We start from the raw sequence: 12,373 nt of genomic DNA, 5'->3' as shown, positions 1-12,373 counted from the left end.
ATCGCTTACCAGAAATTCCGCTTTCAACAAAAATTGATCGTTACCATGTTCCGCTAATTATTTATTCACCAATGCTAAGAAGTAGTGTAAATATAAGTGCTATATCTTCACATTTTGACCTTGCACCTTCTATAGTAGTATTTCTGAAAAATAGTTACCATATGAAAACTCCTGATAAAGTAACATGGGTTGGTACTGGACTGGATGTAAACAAAAGTTTTCGGAATATTCATGAATATCCACTCAAACAGGGCAAAACGGTCCTGCATAATTATATTATGGGGCTTTACTTTTTAGATGGGGGCCAGTTATTCTCTATAAATCCAGGTTTTGACATCGAGCCTATTGTTGACAACAAATTGCTGAACAAGTTAAAAGCAGGATTTAACCAATATAAGCTTAAAAACGAAAGCTTATTAAAAAGCAAAAAGTTGATGCCAGAGTCTTGACAGATTTACTTATAATCTTTCAATTTTTTCATTTCCTACCTCATGAAGCTTTCCATCTAGCTACTTTACTAGGTGTCATATGTGGTAAACAATTGTCAATTTTATAAATAAATTCTGGTGAGTTAACATAAAATTTCCTTAAAATTATTACTAGCTTTAAATTGAAGCATTTAGCTTCGAACCAATTTAAACGCGTATGGAAATGAAAAAAACTACCAGACTAAAAACTATCTTGTCGGTGATTCTTATCTTTCTCAGTTTGTGCACATATGCACAGTCGAGAATGATCAGCGGAACTGTAAATGATAGTGACAACCGCCCCATTCCGGGGATCAGTATTACTGTAAAAGGAAAAAAAATTCAAACAAGTACTGACTTAAATGGAAAATTTCAGATCAGTGAAGTAACTAATGATGATGTCCTCGTCTTTTCTTATGTGGGCTTTACCACCCAGGAAGTTGCTGTAGGAAACCGAACCAACCTTACCGTAGTGCTTAAGGAAGACAACCAAACCTTAAACGAAATTGTTGTGGTGGGTTTTGGAGTACAAAAGAAAGCGAACCTAACAGGTGCTGTTGACCAGGTTACCAGTGAAGTTTTAGAAAACAGGCCCATTCCCAATCTTTCACAAGGACTTCAGGGTGTTATGCCAAACCTGAACATCAAAATGATGGATGGTAAACCCACACAATCCCCAAAATTTAATATCAGGGGCACAACGTCCATTGGGCAGGGAGGAAGTGCCCTGGTTTTAATTGACGGATTTGAAGGTGACCCGAGCCTGCTTAATCCTAATGACATTGAAAGCATCTCTATGTTAAAGGATGCGGCTTCTGCTTCCATTTATGGTGCAAGAGGTGTGTTTGGTGTGGTGCTCATTACCACAAAGAAACCAGCAAAGGGGAGAACAAGTATTAATTATTCAACAAACGTTGCTGTAAAGGCCCCACTTCAAACCCCTGATTTTGTTACAGATGGTTATACCTGGGCCAAAATGTTTTCAGAAGCATTTATTAATGGTGATGGCGCTTTTCCTCAAAACGCCAATAAAACACAAAAATTTTCTCAAGCTTATTTAGATGAATTTAAGAGGAGGTCTGAGTCAGGGCAGCCTTATAATGAAGTAGAAATCAACCCACTTACTGGTGAATACACCTATTACGGAAGTACGGATTGGTACAACCACTTGTATAAAGATAATACTACAGCAACGGAGAATAATTTATCGGTAAGCGGTAGCTCAGATAAAGCATCTTTCTTGGTGTCGGGACGATTTTTAAACCAGAATGGTTTATTCAGATATAATACGGATGATTATAATATGAAAAATATTCGTGCAAGAGGCTCGGTAGACATTTTCCCTTGGTTGACATTGGAGAATAATGCCGATTTCTCTGTTATGCAATACCACAATCCACTTAACGTTGGTGAAGGCGGGGGAATATGGCGTAACATTGCCGACGAGGGCAAGCCAACTGTTCCTATGTTTAATCCAGATGGTTCGCTCACCTTTACAGCAGCGTATACAGTGGGTGATTTTTATTATGGAAAAAATGGAATAGACACTAAAAGGCAGCTATTTAGAAATATTACCGGACTTAAAGCAAAGTTTTTTGATAACAAATTCAGGATCAATGCAGATTTTACTTTTAGAAACGCAGATAATAATGTAAATCAAAGGCGTGTACAAGTGCCTTACAGTAATATTGAAGGACAGATTGCCCATGTAGGTACAACGACTAATGACCTTACTTTTGAAAGAAATCAAATCCAATACCTTGCCACCAACATCTATGCAGAATTTGAGCATACCTTCAAAGATGTACACTATCTGAAAGCGATGGCGGGATATAATTACGAGCAATCCACAGATAACAGGCTATATATACAAAGAAATGGTTTAATCTTTGAAGATGGAACCGACCTGAATTTAGCGCTCGGACAATCTATCAGACCTGAAGGCGGTTTTGAAAAATGGGCTATATTAGGGGGCTTTTCAAGATTAAACTACTCTTTTAAAGACAGGTATTTATTAGAGGTAAATGCCCGTTACGATGGATCATCCAAGTTTCCATCAGACCAGCGTTACGGCTTCTTCCCTTCTGTATCAGCCGGATGGCGTATTAACCAGGAGCCGTTCTGGAAAGTTTCTCCTGATGTTATTTCTGACTTAAAAATCCGGGCATCCTATGGGTCGCTTGGAAATGGAAATATTGCTTCATATGCTTATCAGGAAATCTTTAAAATTGTTCAATCGGGCGCAATCCTGAATGGTGTACGACCACAAACAACCAGTCAGCCGGACGTGCTTCCTAATGGTATTACCTGGGAGACCTCTACCACAAGCAACCTGGGATTGGACTTTTCCATGCTTAATAGTCGTTTGTCATTTTCTGGAGACGCTTATATCCGTAAAACGACTGACATGTTTACCCTGGGTTTAACTGCCCCTGCTATTTTTGGGAACACCGTTCCAAAGGGTAACTATGCAGATTTGGAAACCAGGGGTTGGGAATTATCTCTTGGCTGGAACGACCAGATTGGTAAAGATTCGGCTAAACCACTTAGATACAATGTGAGGTTAACGCTAGCCGACAACAAATCTAAAATCACAAGGTATAACAACCCTGACAGGTTGTTAAGTGATTATTACGAAGGACAGGTAATCGGCGAGATCTGGGGTTATGAAACGGAAGGTTTTTTTATAGATCAGCAAGATATTGATTCACATGCTAAGCAAAGCCCACAGATGCGTGCATCACCCACAAATATCTGGTATCCTGGGGACATCAAATTAAAAGACCTTAATGGCGATGGTTTTATCAACGTTGGTGATAACAGTGTTTCCAATCCTGGTGACAGGAAAATAATCGGAAATTTTGCACCGAGATATTTATATGGTATCAACCTGGGCGCAGATTGGAACAGTTTCTTTTTCTCTACTTTTTTCCAGGGCGTAGGTAAGCAACAATGGTATCCAAGTACAGAAACCGAAATGTTCTGGGGGCAATACAACAGGCCTTACAATAACATTCCGACCTTTCACCTTGGGAATATGTGGACACCAGAAAATACAGATGCTTATTTTCCAAGAACCATGTCACGTGCGGCCTCCAACAATACGAACCGGACACTTGGTGTGGCTCAAACAAGATACTTGCAGAACGTAGCCTATTTAAGGATGAAAAATATTCAGGTAGGTTATAATCTTCCGGTAAAGCTTCTTGCAAAGATTGGGGCAAGGAACGCAAAGCTGTTTTTCTCAGGAGAAAATCTATGGACTTTTTCACCGCTTTATAAGATCGTGAAAACGATAGATGTGGAGAACGCAGTGCCATCAGATCAGGATTTAAATAAGGACAGCAAAAACGGCGATGGATACAATTACCCGATGATGAAAAGTGTTTCTCTGGGTTTAAATGTCGGATTTTAATAAAAAACTTAACATTACAGAATCATCATGAAAAAACAATATTTATGGATCCTATTATGCTTAATGGCTTTTGCTTCATGCGAAACACTGGATCAGGAACCCGAATCAACAGCAACAAAAACAGCCGTCTTTAGTACAGAATCAGGGCTGAAGTTATACACGAATTCATTTTATTCGATGTCTTTCCTGCCAAAGAGCTCAACCACAGGCGATGCGATGTCTGACTACTTAGCGGTAAGGGCTGTGGAGACCTTCCTTCAACCTGGCGCTTACGGGGCTAATTTAAGTACAGGCTGGGATTGGAAAGACCTTAGGAATATCAATTATTTTCTTGAAAATAACAATGATCCCAAAGTACCAGCAGCTGTCAGAAATAACTATTCAGGAATTGCCCGGTATTACAGGGCGTATTTTTATCTAGAGAAGATAAAGAGATTCGGAGATGTTCCATGGATAGGAAAACCGCTTGCGATTGATGACCCTGCGTTATACGGCGCAAGAAATAAGCGTGAACTGGTTATGGATTCTGTTCTTGCTGATATCAATTTTGCTTGCGAGAACATTACTGCAGGTAATGACCCCTCGCGAACTACAGTAACAAGAAATGTAGCTTATGCACTTAAGTCAAGGTTATGTCTTTTCGAGGGTACTTTTAGAAAATACCATACAGAACTAGGTCTTCAGGCAAGTGCGAACTCTTGGTTAAACGATGCCGCAGTATCTGCTAAATTCATCATGGATAATGGTGGATATTCTTTAAATACTGCTGGCGGTCCAGGAAATTCTTATCGTCAGGTTTTCATTAGTACAGTGCCTGTTGCAACTGAAGTGATACAATCATCAATCAGCGACCTTACCTTGAATGTACTTCATGATGCAAATTGGTGGTGGACCAGCGGAACCTATGGCGCAAAAGCAAGTTTTACCAGGACCTTTATCAATACGTACTTAAAATTGGATGGAACACCTTTTACCAGCGATCCTGCTTACAGGACTATGGTATTTAAAGATGAGGTTAAAAACAGGGATTTAAGGCTTAAACAAACTATCCGCTCAGGTGATTACAAAAGGGTAAGCGGTGGTGTACAGGTAGCCGCACCTCCTTTGTTTTCCTATACGTTTACAGGTTACCAGCCTATTAAATGGACCCTGGATGATACCTACTATGACGCAGGTTCATTAAACAATAATGCAATTGCGCTTTATCGATATGCAGAAGTTCTATTAAACTATGCAGAGGCAAAAGCAGAGTTAGGTACACTGACAGATGCTGATTGGGCGATGACTGTAGGTAAACTTCGGGAAAGAGGTGGTATCACAGGTGGGTTGTTATCGAAACCCACGCAGGTTGATCCTTATCTGGCCACCAATTATTTTCCAGGCATAAATGATGCTTCTATCCTTGAAATCAGACGCGAAAGAGGTATTGAACTCAGTTTGGAAGGATTTCGTTTCAGTGATCTGCTCAGATGGAAAAGAGGGCAGCTTATGGAACAGGAATGGAATGGTTTTTACGTTCCTTCACTTGCTACCCCAATGGATCTGAATGAAGATGGCGTGCTCGATGTAGCCTTTTATCAGGGAACAGCACCCACTGCAGTGCCAGGTGTTACCTATGTAAATGTGTCTCCTACAGTAGGTGGAAGAACTAATTCACAACTACTTAAAAACGGCAGTTCAGGAGAGCTCATTTGGATGAAAGAAATTCCACGCAAATGGGATGATAAAATGTATTACTATCCGATTCCTCAGGTCGATTTACAAAGGAACCCTGCACTCGGGCAAAACGCAGGTTGGCAATAAGTTACCGCTATCCCATTGACTAAAATAAATTATAGTATGAAATTAAGATTCCTAGTTTTTACGGCCTTCTTTTACAGCTTAGCTTTAGGCCTTAGTGCACAATCATTGACCATAGCAAGTTTTAATATACGTTATGCCAATCAGCGAGACACAGGAAATTTATGGGTAGACCGTGCCCCGGTGGTGGCCAACCTGATCCGCTTTCACGAATTTGATGTGTTTGGAACTCAAGAGGGACTAAAACACCAGCTCGACGATATGAGTTCAGCCCTTCCTGAATATGAGCGGTATGGAAAGGGTCGCGATGATGGCCAGGAGGGTGGCGAACATTCGGCGATCTATTACTTGAAAGATAAGTATACTCTTTTAGAGAAAGGTGACTTCTGGCTTTCTGAAACACCCGGCAAACCGGGGAAAGGTTGGGACGCCACCTGCTGCAACCGCATTTGCTCCTGGGTTTACCTCAAAGATGTGAACACAAAAAAAATGTTTTATGTGTTTAATGTCCATTTTGACCATCAGGGTAAGACAGCCCGCGTGGAGAGTGGAAAATTGATGCTGCAAAAGATTAAAGAAATTGCAGGCAATAAACCAGTTGTGCTCACCGGCGATTTCAATGGCGACAGGGAAAGTGAATGGTATAAAACCATTGCAAACTCGGAAATTTTAGAAGATGTTCATGGAAAGGTAAAATACCCTTACCAGAATAATTCTTCTTCTAATGGTTTCAAAACCCCACAGGGTATGCGGGTAATCGATCATATCTTTATGACTAACCACTTTAAGGCAAAGAAATGGGGAATCCTTACAGATACCTATTTTGGAAAATTTCCTTCTGATCATTTTCCAATAGTGGCTGTTTTAGATTTGTAATAAACCATCTGCATTTTAATGTAGTAAAGCCGTTGTATGTTTAAGGATATACAACGGCTTTTTTTATGCATCAGGGAGAATTCTGCCTGGAAATGGAACAGAAAGATCAAAAAGAATGAATTGCGACTTTCGGTTATGTTACATTTCGTATTTTAGTGCCCTGTACTGTCATTTTCCTAATCCACCAAGCTATATGAGAAAAGAATTCTTGATTATTATTTTTTTAATATTAGTTAAGGCTACAATGGCCCAAACCCAATTAAAAAGTCAAGAGATTGTTTACACAAATCCTTTAAATGTGCAATTGGGAGACCCCTTTATTTTATCCACTGATGGTATTTATTATATGTACGGCACCGGAGGGGTGGCAGACAGAGGTTTTTCAGCCTATTCTTCTAAAGACCTAGTTAACTGGAAGCAGGAAGGACAGGTTTATTTCCATGACAATAAAAATGGATGGAGCGATCCCAACACCCCGTGGGACGGAGCTTACTGGGCACCGGAGGTGTACGAAGTAAAAGGCAAATTCTATCTCTTTTACAGCGCACAATGGAAAATCAATCCGGAGAAAGAAATGGAAAACTTTAAAATCGGAGTTGCGGTGTCCGACAAACCTACAGGGCCTTTTGTTGACCTGGCACCGAAACCACTTTTCGATCCTGGCTACCCGATTATCGACGCAAATGTGTTTTTTGATACCAATGGCAAAGCGTATTTATATTATTCAAGGGCGGCCTATAAACATCCTATCGAGAGCGAAATAGCTAAGCAGGCTCGTAAAAGCGGTAAGTTTAACGAAATTGAAGAAAGCTGGGTTTATGGTGTAGAGCTGAAACCAGATTTTTCAGGTGTGATAGGTGAACCAGTATTAATCCTTCGTCCACCGATAAAGTTAAAGGACAAGCAGGCTGCCTGGGAAAGCCTGTCTGTAACTAGCGGAGAAGTAAACCGCAGGTGGACTGAAGGCTCAGTAACCTTTAAAAAAGACGGCATTTACTATATTATGTATTCTGCAAACCATTTCGGTGGCGAACATTATGCCGTGGGTTATGCCACCTCTTCGTCTCCTTTAGGCCCTTTTAAAAAAGCAAAAAACAATCCGATTTTGCATAGGAACACAAATAAGGGAGGCATAGTGTCTGGTACAGGGCACAATAGCATAGTTTATTCTCCTGATGGTAAGGAAATGTTTTGCGTTTATCATGGAAGAACGACCGCTACAGGCTCGGAGAGGGTGGTGTTTATTGATAGGATGAAAGTTGAAAAAGGTAAAATCACCATATTCGGTCCAACTACCCAACCACAAAAAAAGCCTGCAGCTTCGCTTTAGCTATTCAGGTGATCATTGATCTTATAACAAAATATTAAAGGTTTATTTGTGTATAAAGATTGCATTTGGTTATGCTTTATTAAAAAAACGCACGTGCTTGTTCATCTGCAGCCGCACGGTACTCCGCTCGTTTGCTAAGGTCAGCTTGTTTTAAAGCAGATTCCAATGTTCCTTTGTCCATATCATGGCAATATGCCGGCGTGCCTGGTTCCTGCCTCCAGGATTCTGATATTGTGCCACCATCAATGGCATCAAAGCCCATGGCATCAATCAGTTGCTTGACAACCTGTTTTTCAGATTCGTCGTCGCCTGCCACGGAAAGTGCGATCCGGTTTGGGCTTCCCGCCGGAACACCCTTCTGTGCCAGACTTGCCGCGAAGATGTTGTTGAAGGCTTTGATCACAGGATGACCAATTATGCTGGCAACCCAGGCACTATCGGGCATGCCCTCAACTATTTCTTTAAGTTCACCATCTCGGGTAGGATAGTAATTCCCGGTATCAACAATGATCGCCTTCGATGCTGAAAGAACAGCAATCGGCAGTTGTGGTACCGCTTTTTCCGGAATGGTAATAATAACGAGGTCTTCTGCCGCTGCAGCCTGTTCTGCCGTTGCTGCTATTGCACCTGTTTCTGCTGCAAGTTCAGTTAAAGTTTCGGGGCCTCGTGAGTTGGCGACCCTGACTTCATGCCCAAGTTTTGTGAAGTGGTGTACAAGTGCGGTACCTATATTTCCTGATCCAATAATTCCTATTTTCATGTTTCCTGGATTTGTTTTATTCCGATGTGGAAATAAACATAACCCAAAAAACTGATCAAAAGTTTTTTCTTAAAATAACTTCTCGATGAAGAATATCGATTCAAGGCCGATTAGCCTCAGTTGTGTGCTTTTTTAATAAAGCAATAACCACAAATGCTCCAATGAGTGCGGGAATGAACAAAAGAAACGAACGTTGCAACAAGATAAAAATTGATAAAACAGAAGCAGGAACGATTTTAGCAAAAAGTACTGCAATGCCAGCTTCAGCAAAACCACTGCCACCAGGACTAGGGGCAAAGTAAATCATAAACTGGATTAAAATCTGAATGCTAATCACCTCCAAAAGATCTGGACGTACACCCAAGCCTAATAAAATTACATATTGCATGCAGTATTTATTAAAGTAGAGCAATGTGGTGATCAGTAAACTCGTAGGGAAAAGCATAGGATTCTGCTTTAATAACTTACTGCATAATTGTTGATACTTCAGGATATTATTGAACGATGTTAATCCCCATTTTTCGGCTTTCACCTTTTTAGATGCGAAGATATTACCGAAGGCTCTGGAAAGCTTCTTTAACATCATTCCAACCCATAACGGCTTCCAAAATGCAAGGAGAAATGCGAGGAGAAGAATAAAGAAAACAGAGAAACCATACTTAAGCAGCATTACGATCATCCCGCTATCTAATTCATTATTCATGATAAATATGGCAAATATCCCTGCCATTGGCATAAATAGCAGGGTTGAGCCCATATTGATCAGGCTCACTATAAAAGCATCCAAAACCTTAACATGGTGGCGGTTGTAAACATATATCTGACCAGGCGCTGCTCCACTGTGAAATGGGGTAACTGCACCCATAAAAATGTTTACCACATTAGCCTGGAAACTTACCCAATGAGATATCTTAGGGTATAACTTTCGAATAAAAATATGATTTCTCCAGCTGCCGAGCATGAGGTCAGTAAATAACATCACCAGGCATACAAAAATAAATTTAATTTTAATACTAGAAAGCGCTTTAACAGTATCACCGGTATGATTATAGAAGAAAATCACAGCGATAGAAGCAACCGTGATCAGGCCTAACCATAAACAGCCTTTATAAATTACATTTTTATTAAAGACAGCATTGAACGCTTTAGTTTTATTTTTAACCACTTCTTCTTGTCGCATTTGATTATCTGGATTCATCTAGAATGATAGAATTTGCAATACTATTTAAAGCAACCCCCTCACATGGCACAGGGGGTTTATTCATCCACTTCAAAATGCTAGGAAATATATCTGAAGTCCTGGCGGCATGATCTGCCCAGCCTTTTTGATTGTAAAGCATAGGTACAAGGATATGTTCTTTAGTAAGGGACCCATGAGAGCCTTTATGTTCTGGGTATTCCCAGAAATCACGTAGATCATACCCATTTGCCGCACTCACAATGATGTCACCGGCCCGGTCTCCATTAAACAACTGTACAATCTGCACCAGTGCATCCGGATAGTTACTTTCAACGGTTAGTTCAAGTGCTGCAAGATGACTTGCTGCAGATATTGGCCCTATTGAGAAAGGATCGGCATCCAACGGCTGGTAATCATATTTTTCTTCATGATAGGTAATTAATGCCTTACCCTGACCATTCTGTACATAATATTCTCCCTTGTGATATCCCCGGTAAGTGATAAAATCAACCGCCTTTTGATTAACTAAAGCGGTGAGCCGTTCCTCACCAAAGAGTTTCATCAGTTCTGGTTGATGCAAAACATGATCGCCTTCATGATCAAGCAGGTGTATACTCCCAAAGGAATTTCCAGAAATCATCACCGCACATTTAGGGTTAGCTTTCCAAATCATAGGGTAACTAACTGCTTTTAATCCCTGAGCAGTCATCCAGTCGCTCAAATCAAAATGTGTATGCGTGGGTGTTAAGCCATGATCGGAGGCAAGCATAAATAGGGTATTGTCCCACCACCCTTTTTCTTCTAGCAGCGCCCGTACTTCTCCTATGCTATTATCAGCTATTTTATAAGCTTCAATAGTACGGTGATCTTTGATGTGATGATAATGAGAATCCCAGTCCACACTTGGAAACACGGCAAAAAGAAAATCAAAATCTTTACCACTTTTCAATAGCTTCATAATCCTTTCATGACCTTGTATATCTACAGGATGGTGCCTTTTACCAAAGTGAGCGCGGGTGTAAAGTAAACTTTTTCCCTTTTTACCAAGATCAAATTCAGCTGAGATATTTCTGGTGATCATGTTATATAAGTTATAAGAATCGCCCAACAGGTCAAATAAAGTTGGTTTCTCAGCTGGCATATCCGTATTAAAGTAACTAGCTTCCGGACCACAGTAAGAGCGCATAGCCATGGTATTCCAGCGGGATCGTTTAAACGCTTTTTTGTTAAACCAGCGAATGCCGGGAATATTCATTGTGCCAGGAAAATGTCCGGTTAAAATCGGCAGATAAGCCGGTCCTGTTGTAGAAGGAAAGCAGGTTGTCGCTATTCTGAAGGTACCGTCATCAACTATTCTTTTTAAATTCGGGAGTGTTCCAGCAGCAATTAAATCAGTTAAAATGTCTGGCCTTGCTCCATCGAGCAGATAGAAGACAGTTCTTTTTTTGTTTGTCCCAGATAAACATCTCATAGCATTATATTAAGTCGTTTTTCTATAATTCCATATTGCAAAACCGTTTAATACTACGGCAAACAATGCGAGGTAGCCTAATTCATTTTTTATCTGTGGTAAGCCTGCGCCTTTTAAGACAATCAAGCGGACAACCTTGATGAAATGAGTTACAGGGGTGAGGTCTGAAATTAAAACCGCCCAATCCGGCATACTATCGACCGGGGTAAAAGCACCGCTCATCAGCACAAATATCATTATAAAGAAAACGGAGATGAACATTGCTTGTAATTGAGAGTCGGAAAATGTGGAAATCAATAACCCTAAACCCATCATAGCTATCAGGTAAACTGCTGTTAACAGATAGAGTACCCATAAGCTGCCTTTAGGAATAATTCCGTAAATCACGTACATTACAATTAGCCCGAGCGTAAATACAATAATGCCAATAATCCAAAATGGAATGAGCTTACCGAGGATGAACTGCCATTTCTGTATAGGTGTTACATTGATTTGCTCAATTGTTCCTATCTCTTTTTCCTTTACAATGTTCATTGCACTAAGGAATCCTGCGATCATCGTGAGCAACAGTACCAATATGCCCGGAACCATATAGTTTTTGTAATCTGCTCTTGGATTATACCAATTAGTTGTTTTTATCGAAATTTTTGCAACTGGTACTTGAGGCTGTCCATTGGGTGATTTTATGTTCACATCAAGATTGCTGTTAAAGTCGGCTATTACCTGAAGGAGATATGCGCCGCCTAAGGATGATTTAGTACCGTTTATCGCATCAACAGAAAGGTTAATTTTCTGGCTTTTCTCACGTACCAGATTCCTTTCAAAACCGGAGGGTATTTCAAGTACTAAATCGGCAGTGCCGTACTCAATCAATGCCATTCCCTCTTTGAAGGAATTAGCGTTGCCTACTATTTTGAAATATCCCGATGATGCGATTTTATTTTCCAATTGTTGGGAATAGCTGCTGTGGTCGTGGTCAACATACGCAATGTTTACATTTTTCACTTCGAAGTCGGCTGCCCATGGCATTACAATCAGCTGGAATAAGGGCAATATAAATATCACTGCCAATAT

7 protein-coding genes and 2 pseudogenes are annotated in these 12,373 nt (G+C 40.4%); 5 read left to right on the top strand and 4 right to left on the bottom strand.

What is annotated here, in order from left to right; translation table 11 throughout:
* The 5 genes and pseudogenes from ACR2F3_RS14190 to ACR2F3_RS14170 all read left to right on the top strand — a co-directional run.
* Window positions 1–449, top strand: a pseudogene (locus ACR2F3_RS14190) (hypothetical protein); the annotation flags it as partial.
* A 202-nt stretch (window positions 450–651) separates the two neighbouring features.
* Entirely contained in the window at window positions 652–3,882 is a 3,231-nt protein-coding gene (locus ACR2F3_RS14185) for a SusC/RagA family TonB-linked outer membrane protein (protein ID WP_432710636.1), read from the top strand.
* A gap of 27 nt (window positions 3,883–3,909) precedes the next feature.
* The gene (locus tag ACR2F3_RS14180; RefSeq protein WP_432710635.1) at window positions 3,910–5,685 is read left to right on the top strand and encodes a RagB/SusD family nutrient uptake outer membrane protein; all 1,776 of its coding nucleotides are present in this window, start codon (window positions 3,910–3,912) and stop codon (window positions 5,683–5,685) included.
* Between the two features lie 36 nt (window positions 5,686–5,721).
* Entirely contained in the window at window positions 5,722–6,558 is an 837-nt protein-coding gene (locus ACR2F3_RS14175; RefSeq protein WP_432710634.1) for an endonuclease/exonuclease/phosphatase family protein, read from the top strand.
* Between the two features lie 193 nt (window positions 6,559–6,751).
* Window positions 6,752–7,888 (top strand): glycoside hydrolase family 43 protein, encoded by a 1,137-nt coding sequence (locus ACR2F3_RS14170; protein ID WP_432710633.1) that lies wholly within the window; start codon window positions 6,752–6,754, stop codon window positions 7,886–7,888.
* A 79-nt stretch (window positions 7,889–7,967) separates the two neighbouring features.
* Here the strand turns inward: ACR2F3_RS14170 and ACR2F3_RS14165 are convergent.
* The 4 genes and pseudogenes from ACR2F3_RS14165 to ACR2F3_RS14150 all read right to left on the bottom strand — a co-directional run.
* Window positions 7,968–8,651, bottom strand: a pseudogene (locus ACR2F3_RS14165) (NADPH-dependent F420 reductase); the annotation flags it as partial.
* A 97-nt stretch (window positions 8,652–8,748) separates the two neighbouring features.
* A complete protein-coding gene (locus tag ACR2F3_RS14160) occupies window positions 8,749–9,846 on the bottom strand; it encodes a lysylphosphatidylglycerol synthase transmembrane domain-containing protein (RefSeq protein ID WP_432710632.1) in 1,098 nt (365 codons plus the stop codon).
* Window positions 9,833–11,299, bottom strand: coding sequence for an alkaline phosphatase family protein (locus ACR2F3_RS14155; protein ID WP_432710631.1), 1,467 nt, complete (start codon window positions 11,297–11,299; stop codon window positions 9,833–9,835). Before ACR2F3_RS14155 ends, ACR2F3_RS14160 begins: the two co-directional genes overlap by 14 nt.
* 9 nt (window positions 11,300–11,308) lie before the next feature.
* Window positions 11,309–12,373: ABC transporter permease (locus ACR2F3_RS14150; RefSeq protein WP_432710630.1), on the bottom strand; the 1,065-nt coding region annotated here is incomplete at its 5' end.

The organism is Pedobacter sp., assembly GCF_045627485.1.
Lineage (GTDB): Bacteria > Bacteroidota > Bacteroidia > Sphingobacteriales > Sphingobacteriaceae > Pedobacter.
Note: the sequence above shows the minus strand (reverse complement) of the source record. Positions and strands in the feature narration are given on the sequence as shown.

Bases quoted from the DNA above. Each gene is read 5' to 3' on its own strand.
- ACR2F3_RS14175 (WP_432710634.1), top strand. From the start codon at position 5,722: ATGAAATTAAGATTCCTAGTTTTTACGGCCTTCTTTTACAGCTTAGCT.
- ACR2F3_RS14160 (WP_432710632.1), bottom strand. From the start codon at position 9,846: ATGAATCCAGATAATCAAATGCGACAAGAAGAAGTGGTTAAAAATAAA.
- ACR2F3_RS14185 (WP_432710636.1), top strand. From the start codon at position 652: ATGAAAAAAACTACCAGACTAAAAACTATCTTGTCGGTGATTCTTATC.
- ACR2F3_RS14180 (WP_432710635.1), top strand. From the start codon at position 3,910: ATGAAAAAACAATATTTATGGATCCTATTATGCTTAATGGCTTTTGCT.
- ACR2F3_RS14155 (WP_432710631.1), bottom strand. From the start codon at position 11,299: ATGAGATGTTTATCTGGGACAAACAAAAAAAGAACTGTCTTCTATCTG.
- ACR2F3_RS14170 (WP_432710633.1), top strand. From the start codon at position 6,752: ATGAGAAAAGAATTCTTGATTATTATTTTTTTAATATTAGTTAAGGCT.